Genomic DNA, 19,115 nt, shown 5'->3' with positions numbered 1-19,115 from the left:
CGACAATGACCGCATGACCGACACGGACGGCACGCTGGCGTGGCTTCTGGACACCGACCCGTCGCTGCGCTGGCAGGTGGAGCGCGACCTCGCCGGCGCTCCGCCGTCGGTGTGGCAGGCCACGCGCGCCCGCGTCGCGGCCGAGGGCAACGGGGCGCGCCTCCTGCGGGAGCAGGGCGACGACGGCCAGTGGGAGGGCGGAGCCTACTTCCCCGCGGGGTTCTTCGACAGCCCGGAGGCCCGCGCGCCGGGTCAGCCCTGGACGGCGACCACCTGGACCCTGAAGGATCTGCGCGAGTGGGGTCTGGATGCCGCCGTCCTCGGCGACACCGCGGAACGGTTGCGGCGCAACAGCCGGTGGGAGTACGACGACCTGCCGTACTGGGACGGCGAGATCGACGTGTGCATCAACTCGTACACGCTCGCGACGGGCGCCTGGCTCGGCGTCGACGTGAGCGGCCTGGCGCGGTGGTTCCGCGAGCATCAGCTGGCCGACGGCGGGTGGAACTGCGAGGCGGAGGAGGGGCGGTCGACCCGTGGGTCGTTCCACTCGACGCTCAACGCCCTGCGCGGCATGCTCGCGTGGGAGCAGATCACCGGCGACACGGCCCTCCGTGAGAGCCGCCACCGCGGTGAGGAGTACCTGCTGTCGCGGCGGCTGGCCTTCCGCGCCTCGACCGGCGAGCCCGTGGGCGACTTCGTGACGGAGTTCGTCTATCCCAACCGCCACCGCTACAGCGCCCTCGCAGCCCTCGACCACTTCCGCGCCGCCGCGCTCCTCGAGGGCGTCGCGCCCGACCCGCGGCTGGCGCAGGCCGTCGACATGGTCCGGAATGCTCGCTCCGCCGACGGCACATGGCATCAGGGGACGCCACTGGCGGGACGCGTCTGGTTCGACATCGATGTCGCCCGGGGTGAGCCGTCGCCCTGGCTGACGATGATCGCCCTGCGCGTGCTGCGGTGGTGGGATGCCGCCGTTCCGGCCTGACGCGGTCCTGTCAACGGCCTGTCGTCCGTCACGGATCGTCGCCGACGATGGCGGCAGACGAAAGGACTCGCCATGACGACAGACTCGCCCGCTTCCGACGCCCCGCTTCGCGTCGTCGCCCTCAACTGCACCCTGAAGCCCGCACCCGCTGAGTCGAGCACGCAGCTCATGCTGCAGCAGGTGCTCGACGCCCTCGCCGAGCATGGTGCCGCGGGTACGCAGGTGCGTATCGCCGACCTGAACATCGCGCCCGGCGTCGAGACCGACATGGGGGAGGGCGACGAGTGGCCCTCCGTTCGTGAGCAGATCCTCGCCGCAGACATCCTGGTCGTCGGGACGCCCATCTGGATGGGGCACGCCTCGAGTCTCGCGCAGCGCGTCCTCGAGCGCCTGGACGCCGAACTCTCCGAGACGGACGATGCCGATCGGCCGATCCTCTTCGACCGCGTCGCCGTGGTGGCCGTGGTCGGCAACGAGGACGGCGCGCACAAGGCCACCGCAGACCTGTTCCAGGGGCTGAACGATGTCGGGTTCACGATTCCCGCCCAGGGCGGTACGTACTGGAACGGCGAGGCGATGCAGACGGTCGATTTCAAGGATCTCGAGAAGACCCCCGACCCGGTCGCCTCGACGACGGCGACACTCGCCCGCAACGCGGCGCACCTCGCCCACGTGCTGCGCGCGGCCCGCTACCCAGCGGAGTGAGCGCCGGTCATCCCCAGCCGCCGAGGTAGGCGGCGAGGTCCGGCTCGTCGGTGACGACGCGGATCGCCGCTGTCGTCACCGACGCCGTCGGGAAGAGATCGTCGCGGTGCCAGCGCTCGCTCCGGGTGCGGGCGCGCGTCGACGTCATCCGCACCAGTGGCTCGCCGTCGGGGGAGCGCAGCGTCACCTCGCCGAGCGCCTCGTCGCCCATCCGCGCCAGCGACGCGGCGAGGACGTCGGCGTCGGCGTCGACGCGAACCGGGCGCAGCAGCTCGACGACGACCCGGACCCGGTCGAAGGCGGCATCGCGCTCGGAGTCCTCGGCGAGGACTGCGGCGCGGTTCGAGGCGGGGCCGAGCGCCGCGAGGGTGCTGTCGAGGGCGAGGAACCGCTGCCCGGCGCTCGCGTGCGGCGGCGCGATGATCGCGATGTCGGGGTGCGTGGGCCGCAGGGCACGGCCCGCGGATCCGGCGACGGGGATGAGGTCGCTCAGCCGGATGGCCTCGGCATTGCGGCGTGCGACAGCGCCTTCGTCGCGTCCGGCGGCATCCGGGCCGTCGTGCCAGGCGACGGCCGCGGGCACGTGGGCGAGCAGCGCGCCGCGCAGCCACGCGCGATAGGTCCACTCCCAGTCCTCCCCGCCGTACGCCGTGAACGACTCGTCGAATCCGCCCGTCGCATCGAACAGCATCCGCGAGCACGCGATGACGGCCCCGATGACGTACCGGTAGCTGCGGTCGTCGGCGTGGAGGAGGTTCGCGGTCCGGCGATACTCCGCCGCGAGCCAGTCCGGCTCGGGCAGAGCCCTGCGCGCCGCCTCCTCGGCGAGCCGGGTGGCGTCGACGTCGCGCAGGTCGGCGTGCCGGCGGCGCCCGACCGTGACGCAGTCCGGCGCGAGTGCGGGCAGCCGGGTCAGCTCACGGATGAAGGCGGGTTCGGGTGCCGTATCGGCGTCGAGGAACACGAGCACGTCGCCGCGTGCCGCAGCCGCTCCGAGATTGCGGACGGCCGCGAGCCGGAACCCCCGGTCCTCGTGGTGGACGAGCTCGACCCCGTCCGGAACGGAGGGCGGCTCGGGCGAGCCGTCGTCGGCGACGATGATCTGCAGCAGCTCGGCCGGGTGATCCTGCGACCGCAGCGCGGCGAGCGTGCGCGCGAGCTGTTCGGGCTGGCGGTAGTGGGCGACGATGACCGACACGTGCGGCGGTTGTTCGGGCCACCGCCCGTCGAGGAGATCCCACCGGTTCGCCGGGAGCGGCATGCCGGCGGGGCTGTCTGCCGTCATCGCGGCATCCCGCGCCACCACGCGAGGTACGACCCGGCCGCGTCGGCGAGATCCGGATGCAGCGGGTGCCCCGGCACGAGGCGCGTCGAGGCCGGATCTTCCCAGGCGGCGGCGAGCATGCCGGTCAGCTCCGACGGGTCGAACAGGGTCGCGGTGCCGGGTCGCAGACGGTCCATCTCGTCGCTATAGCGCGAGCGGACGACCAGCGGGCGGCGGCCCGCCTCGATCCAGTCGAGCATCGACCGCGACGCCGACACGTGCTCGTGGGCGGCGACCGGGATGCCGGGTTCGCGCAGCCGCCGGGCGAACTCCTCGTCGCCGAGGAACCCGGTGATCTCGAAGCGACCGCCGAGATCGGCCGCCAGGCGTTCGAGTGCGGCGACATCGCCGTCATGGCCCGGCGACGCGGCGCCCAGCGCGCGGACGACCGCTTCGCCGACCGGCCGTCCCGACGCCCGCAAGGCGTCCACGGCGGCGGTCGCGGCGCGCACGGCGGGCTCGTGCCCCTTTCCGGGGTAGACGAAGCCGGCGATGAGCACGACGAGATCTGCCGAGGTGGTGGGTTCGCCGGTCTCGGGGGCGGCGGCGACGCGGGTTCCCAGCGGGATCACCCGGGGGCGCAGGTCGTCGCCCAGGTGCTCGGACACCAGCAGCCGTTCGTGATCGCTGTTGACGGCCGCGGCGTCGGCTGCGGCGAAGAAGCGGCGATACGCGGCGACCCGGCGGTCGTACTTCGTGCCGTCGGAGGGCTGCGGCAGGTCGTGCAGCGTGAGCGTCAGCCGGCAGGCGCCGGCGAGCGTCTCGACCGCGTCTGCGGCGGCTTCGAGGCTCGTTCCGAGCAGGCGGTCCGTCGCGTGCAGGTGCACGCGCTCGCCGGGGGCGATCGCCGCCAGCGCGGCACCGAGGTCGGTCACCTCGACGGTGCGGAGGGCCGGGTCGAGCCGGTGGGCGGCCCGGGCGATGTCGGCACCGTAGTCGGTCACGCCGTGTCCGGCGGGGCCCCAGACCAGGCACAGGGGAGGGGGGTCGGCGGGCATCCGGTCATCGTTACCGGTCGCCTGTGGTTCGCGCAAGTGCGAGGCGCCGGCGTGTCCGCTCGGCTAGCGTCCGACTCGGGTCGCCCCTTCTCGGCGGCTCCAGCAAGGAGATTCGTGACCATCGTGACCGCGAGCGTGCCCCGGGACGAGATGTCCGGTGCACCCGACGTGCGCGTCGTGGCAGTGCCTGCGGGGCATCCGTACGTGCGGCGTGTGACGGATGCCGCGGGCATCGAGGTTCTGCCCGACCCGCCGGTGCCGGGCGCGGCCGAGGGCGTCTGGTGGCCTCCCGTGGCGCTCGACCCCGACTGGATCCGCCGCAACGCCGACGACGCCGATATCCTGCACGTCCATTTCGGCACCGAGTCTTTCCCCGCCGGTCACCTGACGGCGTGCGTCGAGGCAGCACACGCGGCGGGATGGGCCGTCGTGTTCACCGTGCACGACCTGACGCATCCGCAGCTGACCGACCAGAGCCCCTATGCCGCGCAGCTCGACGAGCTCGTACCGCGGGCCGATGCTCTCGTGACTCTGACCCCGGGAGCAGCCGCCGAGGTACGCGAGCGCTGGGGACGGGATGCGGCCGTGCTGCCGCACCCCGCGATCCTGCACGAGGGCGAGAGCCCGTCCATCGTGGCGGTGAGCGAGGACCTCCGGATCGGGATGCACCTGAAGGACCTGCGCCCCGGCACCGACGGGCCCACGAGCGCGCGGACGCTCATCGCCGCGGTCGAGCGGCTCCGCGACGAAGGCCATCACGCCGTCGCCGAGATCCGGATGCACCGGTCGGTCCGCGATCAGGGCGCCCGCGACGAGGTCCGTGCGGCCGTGGCCGGACACCCGTATGCGGTCCTCGTCGAGCAGGGCCGGTTGCCCGACGCCGCGCTGAACACCGCGCTGGGCGGGCTCGACGTGTGCGTGCTGCCCTACCGGTTCGGCAGCCACTCGGGGTGGCTCGAGCTGTGCTGGGACCTGGGGGTGCCCGTCGCCGTCCCCGACGTCGGCCACTTCGCCGATCAGCACGACGACGCCTCGACAGCGAGCTTCCGCCCGGGCGACGTCGAGACGCTCACAGCGGCACTGCGCTCACTGCTGTCGTGCGACGACGCGGCACGGCCCGGGTCGATCGCGCGAGCCGAGCTGATGGAGCGGCGCCGCGCCCGTCGCCGGGAGCAGGATGCCGCGACGGCGGCGGCGCACGCCGCGCTGTACCGCCGGCTCCGCAGCGAGCGTGTCTCGTGACGGGGCGTTCGCTGCGCATCGCGGTGATCGCGCCGCTTCGGTTCCCGATCCGCAGGCCTCACGCCGGCGGGCTCGAAGCCGCCGTGTGGTCGGAGATCGAGGCTCTGCGCGCGCGAGGCCACGAGGTGACCGTCGTCGCGGTGACCGGGTCGGACCACGTCGAGCCCGGCAGCGTCTGGGAGATGCCCGAACTGGGCTGGGATGCCGACGCGGTGCGCACGGACAAGACGTACCCGCCCGCGTACGAGACGCTCAGCGTGCCGATGCTCCGGCGCGCGCTCGAGACCATCGGCGCGCGGGCCGCCGACTTCGACGTGATCTCGAACCATTGCCTGCACGCCCTCCCGCTGCAGCTCGCGCCGCAGCTGGGCGTGCCGATGGTCACGACCCTGCACACGCCCGTGGACGACGACTTCGTGCGCGCGCACCGCGCCGCCGCGGGCCGCGGCAGCGCGTTCCTCTCGGTCAGCGAGCACACCCGCCGCGAATGGCAGCACGCGGGGGTCGCCTCGACCCTGCTGGCCAACGGCGTGGACCCGCGCGTCTGGACCGGCGGCCCGGGCGGCGACGACCTCGTCTGGTTCGGCCGCATCGTCCCCGAGAAGGCTCCGCACCTGGCGGTGGCCGTCGCGCGGGCGCTGGGGCGACGCCTCACGATAGCGGGTCGCGTCGGCGATCGCGCGTACGCCGACGAGGTGCTCGGCCCGCTGCTCGGTGACGGCGTGACCGTCGTCGGTGAGCTCACGCCCCTCGAGCTCGCCGACCTCGTCGGCCGATCGGCGGTCGCGCTGGCCACTCCGGCGTGGGCGGAGCCGTTCGGACTTGTCGGGCCCGAGGCCCTCATGTGCGGGACCTCCGTGGTCGGCTTCGCCGTGGGCGGGGTGCCCGAGATCGCCGCGGCCAGCATCGGGATGCGGCTCGTGACCGCGGGGGACGTCGTCGCGATGGCGGATGCGGTCGAGGAGATGTGGGAGCAGGCTCGCGATCCGCGCTTCCGCCGCGCGATCCGCGCCCGCGCGGTCGAACGCTTCTCGCTCGATGCGCGCACGACGGCTCTCGAGGAGATCTTCGCGTCGCTGAGCACGGAGGCCGCCCCCGCCGAGCTGCCGGCATGACCGGGCGCATCGGCTGGTACGTGCATCACCACGGCCAGGGGCACCTGACCCGGATGCGGGCGATCGCCCCCCACCTCGATGCCGACGTCGTCTGCTTCAGCTCGCTGCCCGTTCCCGCCGATCTGCCCGCGAACGTCTCCTGGGTCGAGCTCGCGCGCGACGATCAGCCCGCGCCCGCCATCCCCGCCGACGACCCGACGGCCGGCGGGATGCTGCACTGGGCCCCGCTGCGCCACGCCGGCCACCGCTCCCGGCTCGCGGTCATCGCGGCGGCGGTCGCGGCCGGCGACATCGAGGCGTTCGTCGTCGACGTCTCGGCCGAGGTCACGCTCTTCCTCCGGCTCCTCGGTGTGCCCGTGGTGATCATCACGCAGCCCGGTGACCGCGTCGACGAGCCCCACCGGCTGGCCTTCCTGGCCGCGCGGCGGATCATCGCGCCGTGGCCGGAGGAGATCTACGCGCCGGAGCACCTGACCGCCCTCGGCGATCGCGTCGCATTCGTCGGCGGGATCTCGCGGTTCGCTGGCCGTGACCGGCCCGCGCAGCCGCGCGGTGACGAGGTCGTCCTCCTCGGCGGTGGCGGCGGGGCCGACGTCTCCGCCGCCGACATCGCCGCCGCCGAGCGCGCGTCGAGACGTCCCTGGCGCGTGCTCGGCGCCGGTTCCGGAGCGTGGACCGCCGATCCCTGGGACGCGGTCACGACGGCATCCGTCGTCGTGTCGTGGTGCGGCCAGAACGCCGTCGCCGATCTCGCCGCCGCCGGTGCACCGGCCGTCGTCATCCCGCAAGAGCGTCCCTTCGCCGAGCAGCGTGCGACGGCGTCGGCACTGGGGCGATCCGGGCTCGCCGTCGCCCTGACAGCCTGGCCGGAGCCCGAGCGCTGGCCCGAGCTGCTCGCACGCGCATCGGCGCGCGGCGGTGACGGGTGGGAGGCATGGCGCACCGATGGCGCCGCCCAGCGGGCAGCGGCCGTCATCCGTGCCGAGGCGGTCCCGGGAGGACGAGCATGAGCGACATCGCGATCGTGACGCTGTGCTCGGCGCCGCGCCTGGCCCACCTGCGCAACCAGCTGCGCGCGACGGCCGGCACCCCGCGGGTGGTCGTCTGGATCGGCGACGACGACGCTCCCGCGCTCGACGCCGAGTCCGTCGTGCATGTTCCGCCGGGGCCCGCCGGTCTGCGGCTCGCAGCGGCCCGAAACGCGGGCGCGCGTGCGGCGGAGGCGCTGGGGGCACGCTTGCTCGTCTTCCTCGACGCCGACTGCATCCCGGGTCGCGATCTCGTCGAACGGTACCGCGACGCGACGGCGCAGCACCCCGATGCGGTCCTGTGCGGACCGGTGACGTACCTCCCCGCGGGGGCCGCGCTCGATGCGGCATCCCTCCGCGCGGCCACCGCACCCCACGCGGCGCGCCCGGCCCCGCCCCCGGGTGTCCTGCAGCGCGCCGCGGCGGAGGAGTATCCGCTGTTCTGGTCGCTGTCGTTCGCGACCACGCCGGCCGTGTGGCGGGCCATCGGCGGCTTCGACGAGCAGTACGAGGGATACGGGGGCGAAGACACCGACTTCGCGTTCTCACTTCGCCGGGCGTCGGTCCCGATGATCTGGGTGGGCGGCGCCGATGCCTATCACCAGCATCACGAGACCTCGTCACCGCCCTGGCAGCACCTCGACGACATCTTGCGCAACGGCCGCCGATTCGCGCGGAAGTGGGGCGAGTGGCCCATGACGGGGTGGCTCGAGGCCTTCGAGCGAGCCGGGGCCGTCGTCAGAGAGGACGACGGCTGGCGTCGAGCCTCGGCCTGACCGCACCGGCGAGGAGCTCGGTTGCGGCGGCGAGCAGGTCGCGGGCGACGGGATCGGGGGCGAAGTCCGCCACCTGTGCGCGGGCGTGCTCGGCGAGCGTCCGAGCCCACGCCGGATGCCGCACCGCGACGGTGATGGCTGCGGCGAGACGTTCCGGGTCGGCGGGCGGTACCGACTGGCAGTCCTGCCCGTCGGTGCAGAACTCGTCGAATCCGCTCCCGGAGGTGACCACCAGGGGAGTGCCGATCGTCTTGACCTCCAGGGCGACGTTGCCGAACCCCTCCCAGCGCGAGGGGCAGATGACGACGTCCGCGCGGGCGATGGCTCTGTAGATCTCGTCGCCCGGCACGTGCCCGAGCCAGATCACCCGGTCGCGCGCCGACGGAGGCAGCATCTCGAGGAGCGCGGAACGCGTCGGCTCGTAGCGGGCGTCGCCGCCGGCGCCGGCGAGCACGAGCCACGCACGCGGGACATCCTGGTGCACCCGTCCGAAGGCCGCGAATGCGTCTTCGACTCCCTTGCGGCGCTCGGACCGGCCGAGGAAGAGGACGATCGGTGCGTCGTCCTGGGGCCAGCCCGTCGGCACCTCGGCGCGCGCTGCCGCCGCGGCGACGGCATCGACGTCGATGCAGTTGCGCACGATGCGGGCCGGGGGCAGACCGGGGTAGAGGTCGCTCGTGCGGTCGAGCATCGCGCGGGAGATGGCGATGAGGCCGGTCGACCGGTACAGCTGACGTCGCTCGGCGGCAGCCTGCCGTGCGCGCACGATCCGCTGCCCGATGGGCAGGTCGGCCGCCGCGAACCCGGAGACCTGGTCGGCGAGCCGGATGCCGGTCGCGAGGTTCGTCAGCAGCGGTGCCGTGCGGGGAAGCGCCGCGGCCAGTCCGCCCCATTCGGGGGCGAAGACGACGTCATGACGGTGGGCGCGGTATGCGCGTCGGACGCCGCCGTCGACCAGCCGGACGCCGGGGCCCGGGTCGTCGGACACGAGCTCCGCGCCCGTCTCGATCGCGAGGTCGACGGCGACCCCCTGGCGGGCGAGGGCCGGAAGGAGAGCGGCGTAGTGGCGGCCGATCCCGCCGGTGTACCCGGTGACTCCGGCGTACTCGGACGTCCCCACGAGCCAGCGGGTCTCGGCCTGCGACGTGAGCACCCTGGTCATGACGCCTCGACAGGAAGGGTGCCGAGCGAGAGGCCGGTGACAGCGGCGGCCTCGGTGAGCATGGCCCGCACGCGCCGCGGATCCGTGCTGACCGGGCGCGACGACGCGAAGTCGAAACGCAGGGGGATCGAGCGCTCGAGCCACAGCGTGCTCCGCCCCTGTCCGTCGCCGTGCCTCCAGCTCACCGTGAACCCCTCACCTGCGCCGAGCTTCGCCGCGATCACGAGCTGAAGGTGCGCGAGCACGTCGTCGGGCATGGGGATGGCGATCAGGTCCGATCCGTATCGCAGCAGTCCCATCGCGGCCCTCGCCTCCCTCGTGCCACGACAGGGTGCATCACCCGTTCGCCGTTGCGAGTGGCCCTTGACGAGCTGGTGGAGCGCGAGCTAACAGCGGGGGTCAACCGTGCTTCGGTCGCAGGCGGCGTCGCAGGCCCCCGGCCAGGCGGCGCGCGGCGGCCGACAAGCGGCGCTGCCCGATGAGGATGCGCCGCCGGCGGCGCGCCGTCCGCAGGACGCTCGCCCAGCGGTGCCGGATACGGGCGTCGCTGTAGGCGGATGCCGTCGCGCGTGCGTTCCGCCGCATCGCGGCTCGCCGGGCGGGGTTGGCTTCTGCCGCGGCACGCACGGCACGGGCGAGCGCCTCGACGTCGCCGTCGGGGACGAGCCAGCCGTTCTCGCCGTCGCGGATGAGCTCGGCCGGTCCGTAGGCGATGTCGTACGCGATGGGGAGGCAGCCCGCGGCCATCGCTTCGAGCAGGACGAGCCCGAACGCCTCGGATCTGCTCGTGAGCAGAAGGACGCTCGCGGCGGCCATCGCCGTGGTCGGGTCGTCGGTGTGGCCGTGGAACCGGATCGCGTCGTCGTCCACGGCCAGGGCGGCGAGCTCGTCGGCACGAGATCCCGTGCCGTAGACGTCGAGCCGGACCTCGGGGCCGTCGCTGTCGCCGTCGTGGCCGTGGACGAGGCGCATCGCGGCGACCGCATCCTCCACGCGCTTGATGGGCTCCAGGCGCGCGATGACGACGGCTCCGGTGCGGTCGGACTCCGGCGGCAGAGCGGATGCGTCGACGGCGGAGACCGGGTGGGCGATGCTCGCGAGGAACGGGCGGGGGCCCACGATGTCGCGGACGTCGGCGGCCTGGGCCTCGGTCGCGAAGGCGACGGCGTCGAAGTCGGCGAGCCGGGAGAACACGGCCTGCCGCGACGCCCGGACCGAGCCGGGCGTCGGGCCGCGGTGCGAGCCGTGCACGACGTGGACGGTGGTCACACGACGACGGCGGTAGCCCGCGGCGAAGGGGGCGACGGTCTTGCTGTCGACGATCAGGAACGCCTCGTCGTCTCCCACGAGGTGGTCGAGCCAGTCGGCGTAGAAGTCGTAGCGCCGGCGCCAGGCCCGGATCGGCCGGCCGTCGGCGTCGCGCGCCAGGAGGATGCGGCCGCGGGTTCCCACGCGCCGCTCCGAGAGCGCGATCGTGCCGTCGAGCCGGAGGTGGTCGATGTCGACCGGCTTGCCGTTCGCGCCGAGCCGGAGCCGGCGGAGGACCACGCCGCCGGCCGCGTCGGAGATGACGCCGTCGTCCTCGGGGTCGAGGGGAGCCGGAGCGTCGGGCAGCCCCGAGCGGGCGGGGACCTCGTTCGAGCGCGGCCAGTCGTAGAGGTTGCGGATGGTCACCGAGGTGCCGGCGCCGACTCCCGGGATCGGCGGCAGCGGGAGAGCGCGGTCGTCGAGGGTGAGGACGTCGACCGGTGTCCCCGCGTCGGCGAAGAGGCGGCTGCGGTCGAGCAGGGCGGTCGTCATGCCGCCGTAGGGGACGGCGATGCCCCAGGTCAGTGCGAGGTGTCGCCCGGGAGGGAGGTCGGAACCGGCCACGTCGTCGTCACCGCGGGCCGGGGCGCACGGATACGTCGGGGACGAGGGCGTCGCGCGGAAGGTCGAGCGCCGCGAGCGCGGTCGTCGCGACCGACTCCGGGTCGATGAAGGCCGCGGGGTCGTAGTCGCGCCCCTCCTGGCGGTGGACCTCCGCCTGCATCGGTGTGGCCGTCCGGCCCGGGTAGACCGTCGTCACGCGGACGCCGTTGGCGGATTCCTCGCCGCGGAGGGCGTCGGCGAGGGCCTTGAGGCCGTGCTTCGACGCGGCGTACGCGCTCCAGGAGGGGTGCGCGGTGAGGCCGGCGCCGGAGTTGACGAAGAGGATCTGACCGCGCGCGGTCCGCACCGCGGGCAGCGCGAGGCGGGTGAGCTCCGCGACGGCGATCAGGTTGACGGTCAGCTGATCGGTCCACGCGGCGACGGACAGGTCGGATACCGGGCCCAGCTCGACGACGCCCGCCCCGTGGATGACGGTGTCGATCGCCTCCGGCAGGCGATCCGCGAGCGCGCCGGCGAGCTCTGCGGGCTCGCGCAGATCTGCAGCGACGCCGACGGTGTTCGGGAAGAGGCCCGCGAGCTCGGCGGCGCGGGCGTCGCTGCGGCCCAGGAGCACGAGCCGGTCACCGCGGTCGGCGAGCCGGCGCGCGATCGCGAGTCCGATGCCCGAGCCCGCGCCCGTGATGAGATGCGTCTGCGTCATTCTCCCATCGTCGCATCCGCGACCGTGCCCGTTGCGTCCGTTTGCACCCCGCAGCCGAACGTGCGACGATCTTCTCGGACATGTGACTGGTCATGCAGGCAGGATCCGAACGTACGTGCATCGCACGGCGGTCGGGTCCTTTTTTATTGCCTCCGGCCGGGTCCGGAGCGGAGCCGCTCCGGCGGCACGGTCCGGGATTCCACAGGAGGAAAACGAAGATGACCACCACGAAGGACGCCGCCGGCGCGATCCTCGAGCACGTCGGCGGACCCGAGAACATCGCCGCCCTGCAGCACTGCTCGACGCGACTCCGCTTCAATCTCGTCGACGACGCCCGCGCCGACGAGGCGGCTCTCAAGGCGGTGCCCGGCGTCATCGGCGTCGTGCGCGGTCCGCAGACCCAGATCATCGTCGGGTCGAAGGTGGGCGACTACTTCGCCGAGATCGAGAAGCTGCGCGGCGGACGTGCGGCGGCTCGCGCCGCGGGCACGCCCCGGCAGAAGCTCACCTGGAAGCGCGCGGGCTCGGCGATCATGGACTTCGTCGTGGCGGTGTTCACCCCGATCATCCCGGCGATCGCCGGCGCGGGCATCTTCAAGTCGTTCCTGATCCTCGCTTCGGCGCTCGGGTGGATGCAGACCACCGATCCCAGCTACCAGGTGCTCTCCGCGATCCCCGATGCGGTGTTCTTCTTCCTGCCGCTGCTGGTGACCTACACCGCCGCGAAGAAGCTCGGCGTCAACATCCCGCTGGCCCTCGGCATCGTCGGGCTCCTGGTGTTCCCGACGTTCTCGGGCCTGTTGACTCAGGAGGGCGGTGTCGCGCTGTTCGGTCTGCCGATCCCGGCGATCGCCTACAACGCGCAGGTGTTCCCGCCGATCCTCACGGTGCTGCTGCTGTGGCCCGTCGAGAAGCTCGCGACGAAGATCACCCCCGGGCCCATCCGCACGTTCTTCGTGCCGTTGCTGTGCTTCATCGTGGTCTCGCCGATCATGATCTTCGCCCTCGGGCCCCTCGGATACGGGCTCGGGTCGCTGCTGACCGGCGGGATGCTGTGGCTGTACGGCACGCTCGGCTGGGTCGCGATCGCGCTGCTGGCCGCCGTGCTCCCCTTCATCATCTCGGTGGGCATGCACAAGGCGTTCATCCCGCCCACGATCGCCACCGTCGCACAGCAGGGGCGTGACCCCTTCTACCTCGTGGCCTCGCTCGCCCACAACATCGCCGAGTCGGGCTCGAGCCTGGCCGTCGCCATCCGCACCCGCAACAAGACGCTGCGTGGCACGGCGATCTCGTCGGGCATCTCCGCGTTCTTCGGCATCACCGAGCCCGCGCTCTACGGTGTGACGCTCCAGAACTGCCGCGCGCTGTTCGCGGTGATCGCCGGCTCACTGACCGGCGGCGTCTACCTCGGCATCGCCGCCGTCGGCGCCTTCGCCCTCGTCAGCCCGGGGGCTGCGAGCATCTCGATGTTCATCGACGTGCTCAACCCGTGGAACCTCATCCATGCCGTCATCGGGGCGCTCGTCGCCTTCGCGACCGCTTTCGTCGTCTCGCTCGTCATCTGGAAGGACTCCGACTCGGGCACGATCCGCGCGCTCGACGCCCAGGCCGGCACGGCGGGCGACATCGCGGCCGAGCCCGTCGCCGACGGCCGGCTCGTCGCTCCCGTCGCCGGCGAGGTCGTCCCCCTCGACCGCGTCGACGATCCGGTGTTCGGCGGCGGCATCCTCGGCGACGGCGTCGCGATCCGCCCCAGCACCGGCGCCGTGTACGCACCGCTGTCGGGCGTCGTGTCGAGCCTGCTGCCGTCGAAGCACGCCTTCGGCATCACCGGTGACGACGGCGTCGAGATCCTCGTCCACGTGGGGCTCGACACCGTCAAGCTCGACGGTGCGCCCTTCGTCGCCCACGTCGCGCAGGGCGATCGCGTCGAACGCGGGCAGCTCGTTCTCGAGGCCGACCTCGAGGCGATCCACCTCGCCGGATTCGACACGATCACCCCCGTCGTCGTCCTCAACGGCGACGCGTTCGACGTCGTCGAAGCCCTCACTGGGCCCGTCGAGGCGGGCACGGGAATCTTCACCGCACGCACCAAGGAGGCCGCTCATGGCACTGTCTGATTCGTTCCTGTGGGGCGGCGCGCTCGCCGCCAATCAAGCCGAGGGCGCGTGGCGCGAGGGCGGCCGAGGTCCGGCCGTCTCGGACATCGCGAAGTACCGTCCGAACGTCGACCCGCGCGAATACGCGATCCATCACGCGCACACGGTCGAGAGCATCACGGCCGCCATGGCCGATGACGACGAGACGTATTACCCCAAGCGCCGCGGCATCGACTTCTACCACCGGTATCCCGAGGATCTCGCGCTGTTCGCCGAGATGGGCTTCACGGTGCTGCGCGTGTCGATCGCGTGGACGCGGCTGTACCCGACGGGCGAGGAGACCGAGCCCAACGAGGAGGGCATCGCGTTCTACGAGGGGCTGTTCACCGAGATGCGGCGTCTCGGCATCGAACCGCTCGTCACGCTCTCGCACTACGACCCCCCTCTCGCCCTCGCCCTGAAGAACAACTGCTGGGTCGACCGCGGCACGATCGCCCTGTTCGAGCGGTTCGCCCGCACGTGCTTCGAGCGCTTCGGGCACCTCGTGAAGCTGTGGCTGTCGTTCAACGAGATCGACGGCATCGTGCGGCATCCGCTCACCTCGGGCGGCATCATCGAGGAGACCGTCGAGGGCAGCATCCTGCAGGCCTGCTACACCGCCCTCCACCACCAGTTCGTGGCCTCGGCCTCGGTGACGCGGATGCTGCACGAGATGTGGCCCGAGTCGCAGATGGGCTGCATGCTGACGATGCTGAAGACCTACCCGCTGACCTGTCACCCCGATGACATCGCCGCGACCCAGGCGAAGGACCGGCTGCTCTACCTCTGCACCGACGTCCAGGCCGGCGGCGCCTACCCCCGCCTGGCCCTCAACGCCCTCGCGCGACAGGGCGTCGAGGTCCCGTTCGCCGAGGGGGATGCCGAGCTGCTGAGCGAGCACCCCGTCGACTTCATCTCGCTCTCGTACTACATGACCCTCGCCGAATCCGTCGACCCGGATGCCGAGCGGACGCCCGGCAACACGGTGCTCGGTGTCAAGAACCCCTACCTCGAGTCCAGTGAGTGGGGCTGGCAGATCGACCCGGTCGGGCTGCGGATCTCACTGATCGATCTCTACGACCGCTACGGCAAGCCTCTGTTCATCGTCGAGAACGGGCTGGGCATGCGCGATGAGCTCACCCCCGACGGCCGCATCCACGACCCCTACCGCATCGACTACTTCCGGGCGCACTTCCGCGAGATGATCCGGGCGGTCGACGAGGGCGTAGAGCTGATGGGCTACACCAGCTGGGCACCGATCGACATCATCAGCGCGTCGTCGTCGCAGATCTCGAAGCGATACGGTTTCATTCACGTCGACCTCGACGACCTCGGTCGGGGCAGCGGTGAGCGTCGACGCAAGGATTCGTTCTGGTGGTACCAGCGGGTTATCGCCACGAACGGCGCAGATCTCGGGTGACCCTCCTGCTCCATGAGCGTGAGGCCGGGTCGATGAGGACGGGCATGCAGACCATCAAGAAGGTGCTCAACTCGAGCGTCGTGCTCGTCGACGACGAGCGCGGGGTCGAGCGGGTGCTGCTGGGCAAGGGCATCGGATTCGGAGCCAAGCCCGGCGACGTCGTCGACGAAGGGGCGACCGACCGGGTGTTCGTCGCGCTCGACGATGCGGATCAGCGGAACCTCGTCGAGCTGCTCGCGCAGATCCCGGGTGAGTTCGTCGAACTGACCCGGGAGATCGTGCGAGATGCCGTGGCCTCGGGGCTCGATCTGGACCCGCATATCTACCTCACGCTCACCGACCATCTCCACTTCGCCGTCGAGCGGCATCGTCGCGGCCTCGTCGTGGTGAACCGGCTCGCCTGGGAACTGCGCACCGTGTACCCCGACGAGTACGCCGTGGGCGCGCGGGGCGTGGAGCTGCTGCGAGCACGGATGCGCGTGGATGTGCCGGACGAGGAGGCCGCGAACATCGCGTTCCATCTCGCCAACGCCGCCAACGGGCGGGCCGGTGCCGACACGATGCACGTCGTACGGCTCATCTCCGCGGCGACGACGATCGTCTCGAACACCACGGGGATCGCGTTCGGCGACGACCTGCACTCGTCGCGCTTCCTCGTGCACCTGCAGTTCTTCGCCGAGCGGGTGTTCTCCGGGCGCATGCTCGACAGCGACGACGGCTTCCTCTTCGAGAGCATGAGCCGGCGGCATCCGCGCGCCACGGCGACGGCCGAACGGGTGCGTGCCCTCGTGCGGACGCAGCACGACATCGAGATCTCCGACGAGGAGGTCGCCTACCTCGCCCTGCACATCGCGCGGGCCGTTCCGGGGTGATCCCGCGTCAGTATCCGGAGCGGGTCGTGCGGTCGGCCTCGGGCACCCACGCCGTCGCGAGCGCTTCCGAGCCGCGGGCCAGGAGTGCCACGTCGGCTCCGACGAGCAGGAAGTCCGCTCCGGCGTCGGCGTAGTCGCGGGCGAGCGCGGGGTCGAAGGCGTTCACGCCCACCGGTGCGCCCGCGGAGCGGGCCTCGGTGAAGACGCGACGGACGGCGGCCACGACGTCGGGGTGCGTCTGCTGTCCGAGCAGCCCCATCGACGCGGCGAGATCGCTCGGGCCGACGAACACGCCGTCGACACCGTCGACCGCAGCGATGGCCGCGGCGGCGTCGACGCCCGCGGCGGTCTCGATCTGCACGACGAGCGACACGTGCTGCTCGGCGTCGGCCAGGTAGTCGTCGACGCGGTTCCAGCGGGCCGAACGGGCGAGGGCGGAACCAACGCCGCGGATGCCGCGCGGCGGATAGTGCACCGCGCGCACGACCGCTTCTGCTTCGGCGGCCGACGACACCATCGGCACGAGCAGGTTCTGCGCTCCGAGGTCGAGCACCTGCTTGATGACGACCGGATCGGCGGTCGGGACCCGCACCATCGTCGTCACCGGCGCCGCTGCGGCAGCCTGCAGCTGCGCGAGGACCGATTCGATCCCGTTGGGCGAGTGCTCCATATCGATGAGGAGCCAGTCGAGTCCCGCACCGGCGCAGATCTCGGCGACCAGCGGCGACCCGGAGCAGACCCACATGCCCGCGAGCGGGCGGTCGGCGCGCGCGAGGGCGTCGCGGAAGGTCGGTGTCAGACGAAACGGCATGCGATCACTCCCATCGGGCCATAGTCGCAGCGGACCGCGTCGCCGCGCGACACCCACATCGGCCGGGTGAACGACCCGGCGAGGATCAGCTCGCCCGCTTCCAGACGCGCCCCGTGCTGCGACACCTTGTTGGCGAGCCAGGCGACGCCCGTGGCGGGGTGCCCGAGAACACCGGCCGCCACCCCCGTCTCCTCGATCTCGCCGTTGCGCGAGAGCAGCGCCGGCACCCACCGCAGGTCGATCTCATCGGGGCGTCGCCGCTCGGTGCCGAGCACCATCGCACCGTAGGCGGCGTTGTCGGCGATCGTGTCGACGATCGTGCGCCCCTCGAGCTCGATGTGCGAGTTGAGGATCTCGAGCGCCGGGACGGCGTAGTCGATCGCGTCGAGCGCGTCGTCGAGCGTGCAGTCCGGTCCGGCGAGCGGACGGGCGAGCGCGAACGCGAGCTCGACCTCGACGCGCACATTCGAGAACCGCTCGGTCGCGATCTCAGCGCCGGAGGCGAAGACCGTGTCGTCGAACATGACGCCGTAGTCGGGCTCGGTGATCCCGGTCGCCTGCTGCATCGCCTTGGATGTCAGGCCGATCTTGCGCCCCACGAGCCGGCGGCCCGACGCGATCATCCGATCGCGCCAGACGCCCTGGATGGCATACGAGTCCTCGACGGTGGCGCCGGGATAGCGGGCCGTGATCCGCGGGATGACGCCGTGCGTGCGATCGGCCTCGGCCAGTTCGTCCGCGATGGCGGCGATGTCGTCGGGGGAGAGCATGAGCGTCCTCTCAGAGCTGGTTGGAGATCAGAGCTGGTTGCCGAGCTTGTACTCGCCCTGCTTGTACTCGGGCAGCCCGTCATCGCCCGGGCGGGTGTACGAGAACCCGTCCGCGCCGATCGTGACGGCCATCTCGGAGTCGTCGGTGCGGGCGCGGAGCGGCTGGGGATTCCCGTCGAGGTCGAGGACGAGCGAGGCCTCGGTGTACCAGGAGGGGACGACGGGGTTGCCCCACCAGTCGCGGCGCTGGTTGTCGTGGACGTCCCACGTGACGACGGGGTTGTCGGGGTCGCCGGTGTAGTAGTCCTGCGTGTAGATCTCGACCCGGTGTCCGTCGGGGTCGCGCAGGTAGAGGTAGAACGCGTTCGAGACGCCGTGGCGCCCCGGCCCCCGCTCGATCGCGTCGGAGCGGCGCAGGGCGCCGAGCTTGTCGCAGATCGCGAGGATGTTGTGCTTCTCGTGCGTCGCGAAGGCGACGTGGTGCATGCGGGGGCCGTCGCCGCCGGTCATCGCGGTGTCGTGGACGGTCGGCTTCCGCCGCATCCACGCCGCGTACACCGTGCCGGCGTCATCCTGGATGTCCTCGGTCACCCGGAACCCGAGCGACTGCATGAACTGCACGGCGCGCGGGACGTCCGGGGTCACCTGGTTGAAGTGATCCAGGCGCACGAGCTCGCCGGGCGTGTGCAGGTCGTAGCGCCATGAGAGGCGCTCGACGTGCTCGGTCTGGAAGAAGAACTCGTAGGGGAAGCCGAGGGGATCCTCGACGCGAACCGAGTCGCCGATGCCTCGCACGAAGCCCTCCGGGCGCCGCTCGACCCGGCACCCGAGCTCGGTGTAGAACTCCACGGCGCGGTCGAGGTCGTCGGCCGACCGGACGCGGTACGAGAACGCCGCGACGGCGGCGACCGGCCCCTGGCGCAGGACCAGGTTGTGGTGGATGAACTCCTCGGTCGAACGGAGGTAGATCGCCTCGTCGTCCTCCTCGGTGACGTAGAGCCCGAGCACGTCGACGTAGAACTCGTGCGAGGCGGCGAGGTCGGTGACGACCAGCTCCATGTACGCGCAGCGGAGGATGTCGGGAGCCGGCGCGGTCGGCGTCGGGATCGGGTCGTCGCAGGTGATCGGCGCCTCTTGGCTGACGAAGTAGCCCGAGGAGGTCCGGGTCATCTGGTCGCGGTGGGTCATGAC

General features: G+C 72.1%; 18 protein-coding genes. 9 read left to right on the top strand and 9 right to left on the bottom strand.

What is annotated here, in order from left to right; translation table 11 throughout:
• The first annotated feature begins 13 nt into the window (after window positions 1-13).
• The gene (locus MTS1_RS06290) at window positions 14-988 is read left to right on the top strand and encodes a hypothetical protein (RefSeq protein ID WP_023952425.1); all 975 of its coding nucleotides are present in this window, start codon (window positions 14-16) and stop codon (window positions 986-988) included.
• A gap of 72 nt (window positions 989-1,060) precedes the next feature.
• The gene (locus MTS1_RS06285) at window positions 1,061-1,693 is read left to right on the top strand and encodes a flavodoxin family protein (protein ID WP_023952424.1); all 633 of its coding nucleotides are present in this window, start codon (window positions 1,061-1,063) and stop codon (window positions 1,691-1,693) included.
• A 7-nt stretch (window positions 1,694-1,700) separates the two neighbouring features.
• Here MTS1_RS06285 and MTS1_RS06280 read toward each other — a convergent pair whose 3' ends face one another.
• Together MTS1_RS06280 and MTS1_RS06275 are read right to left on the bottom strand one after the other, a co-directional pair.
• On the bottom strand, window positions 1,701-2,978 hold the full coding sequence (locus tag MTS1_RS06280; protein ID WP_023952423.1) for a glycosyltransferase: 1,278 nt from the start codon (window positions 2,976-2,978) through the stop codon (window positions 1,701-1,703).
• Complete coding sequence (locus tag MTS1_RS06275) at window positions 2,975-4,015, bottom strand: hypothetical protein (protein WP_023952422.1); 1,041 nt, start codon at window positions 4,013-4,015, stop codon at window positions 2,975-2,977. Before MTS1_RS06275 ends, MTS1_RS06280 begins: the two co-directional genes overlap by 4 nt.
• Window positions 4,016-4,129: 114 nt before the next feature.
• Between MTS1_RS06275 and MTS1_RS06270 the strand changes: the two genes are divergently transcribed.
• From MTS1_RS06270 to MTS1_RS06255, 4 genes are read left to right on the top strand one after another with little or no spacing between them, the layout of a single operon-like run.
• On the top strand, window positions 4,130-5,257 hold the full coding sequence (locus tag MTS1_RS06270) for a glycosyltransferase (protein ID WP_023952421.1): 1,128 nt from the start codon (window positions 4,130-4,132) through the stop codon (window positions 5,255-5,257).
• Window positions 5,254-6,372: a glycosyltransferase gene (locus MTS1_RS06265; RefSeq protein ID WP_023952420.1), complete on the top strand. Its 1,119-nt coding sequence runs from the start codon at window positions 5,254-5,256 to the stop codon at window positions 6,370-6,372. Before MTS1_RS06270 ends, MTS1_RS06265 begins: the two co-directional genes overlap by 4 nt.
• On the top strand, window positions 6,369-7,382 hold the full coding sequence (locus MTS1_RS06260) for a glycosyltransferase (protein ID WP_023952419.1): 1,014 nt from the start codon (window positions 6,369-6,371) through the stop codon (window positions 7,380-7,382). Before MTS1_RS06265 ends, MTS1_RS06260 begins: the two co-directional genes overlap by 4 nt.
• A complete protein-coding gene (locus tag MTS1_RS06255; protein WP_023952418.1) occupies window positions 7,379-8,176 on the top strand; it encodes a galactosyltransferase-related protein in 798 nt (265 codons plus the stop codon). Before MTS1_RS06260 ends, MTS1_RS06255 begins: the two co-directional genes overlap by 4 nt.
• On the opposite strand, the gene MTS1_RS06250 is transcribed toward MTS1_RS06255, so the two are convergent.
• The 4 genes from MTS1_RS06250 to MTS1_RS06235 form a co-directional block, all read right to left on the bottom strand.
• Window positions 8,139-9,338, bottom strand: a complete 1,200-nt coding sequence (locus tag MTS1_RS06250; protein WP_036304673.1) for a glycosyltransferase family 4 protein — start codon at window positions 9,336-9,338, stop codon at window positions 8,139-8,141. The two genes, MTS1_RS06255 and MTS1_RS06250, sit on opposite strands and share 38 nt — an antisense overlap.
• On the bottom strand, window positions 9,335-9,637 hold the full coding sequence (locus MTS1_RS06245; RefSeq protein ID WP_023952416.1) for a hypothetical protein: 303 nt from the start codon (window positions 9,635-9,637) through the stop codon (window positions 9,335-9,337). The genes MTS1_RS06250 and MTS1_RS06245 overlap by 4 nt, the downstream gene beginning before the upstream one ends.
• 100 nt (window positions 9,638-9,737) lie before the next feature.
• Window positions 9,738-11,210: a glycosyltransferase gene (locus tag MTS1_RS16010; RefSeq protein ID WP_023952415.1), complete on the bottom strand. Its 1,473-nt coding sequence runs from the start codon at window positions 11,208-11,210 to the stop codon at window positions 9,738-9,740.
• Between the two features lie 7 nt (window positions 11,211-11,217).
• On the bottom strand, window positions 11,218-11,910 hold the full coding sequence (locus MTS1_RS06235) for an SDR family oxidoreductase (RefSeq protein WP_023952414.1): 693 nt from the start codon (window positions 11,908-11,910) through the stop codon (window positions 11,218-11,220).
• Between the two features lie 218 nt (window positions 11,911-12,128).
• Between MTS1_RS06235 and MTS1_RS06230 the strand changes: the two genes are divergently transcribed.
• The 3 genes from MTS1_RS06230 to MTS1_RS06220 are packed head-to-tail and all read left to right on the top strand — an operon-like array spanning window position 12,129 to window position 16,343.
• Complete coding sequence (locus tag MTS1_RS06230; protein WP_023952413.1) at window positions 12,129-14,033, top strand: glucose PTS transporter subunit IIA; 1,905 nt, start codon at window positions 12,129-12,131, stop codon at window positions 14,031-14,033.
• Window positions 14,020-15,471, top strand: a complete 1,452-nt coding sequence (locus tag MTS1_RS06225) for a family 1 glycosylhydrolase (RefSeq protein WP_023952411.1) — start codon at window positions 14,020-14,022, stop codon at window positions 15,469-15,471. Before MTS1_RS06230 ends, MTS1_RS06225 begins: the two co-directional genes overlap by 14 nt.
• Before the next feature lie 44 nt (window positions 15,472-15,515).
• On the top strand, window positions 15,516-16,343 hold the full coding sequence (locus MTS1_RS06220) for a PRD domain-containing protein (RefSeq protein ID WP_023952409.1): 828 nt from the start codon (window positions 15,516-15,518) through the stop codon (window positions 16,341-16,343).
• 7 nt (window positions 16,344-16,350) lie between these two features.
• Here MTS1_RS06220 and MTS1_RS06215 read toward each other — a convergent pair whose 3' ends face one another.
• From MTS1_RS06215 to hpaD, 3 genes are read right to left on the bottom strand one after another with little or no spacing between them, the layout of a single operon-like run.
• Window positions 16,351-17,154, bottom strand: a complete 804-nt coding sequence (locus MTS1_RS06215) for an HpcH/HpaI aldolase/citrate lyase family protein (RefSeq protein ID WP_023952407.1) — start codon at window positions 17,152-17,154, stop codon at window positions 16,351-16,353.
• Window positions 17,139-17,924 (bottom strand): 2-keto-4-pentenoate hydratase, encoded by a 786-nt coding sequence (locus MTS1_RS06210; RefSeq protein ID WP_023952405.1) that lies wholly within the window; start codon window positions 17,922-17,924, stop codon window positions 17,139-17,141. The genes MTS1_RS06215 and MTS1_RS06210 overlap by 16 nt, the downstream gene beginning before the upstream one ends.
• 27 nt (window positions 17,925-17,951) lie before the next feature.
• The gene (gene hpaD / locus MTS1_RS06205) at window positions 17,952-19,112 is read right to left on the bottom strand and encodes a 3,4-dihydroxyphenylacetate 2,3-dioxygenase (protein ID WP_023952403.1); all 1,161 of its coding nucleotides are present in this window, start codon (window positions 19,110-19,112) and stop codon (window positions 17,952-17,954) included.
• Window positions 19,113-19,115 lie beyond the last annotated feature (3 nt).

Source organism: Microbacterium sp. TS-1 (assembly GCF_000509385.1).
GTDB classification, from domain to species: Bacteria; Actinomycetota; Actinomycetes; order Actinomycetales; family Microbacteriaceae; genus Microbacterium; species Microbacterium arborescens.
The sequence above is the reverse complement of the archived record's forward strand: the minus strand, read 5'-3'. Positions and strand labels throughout refer to the sequence as shown.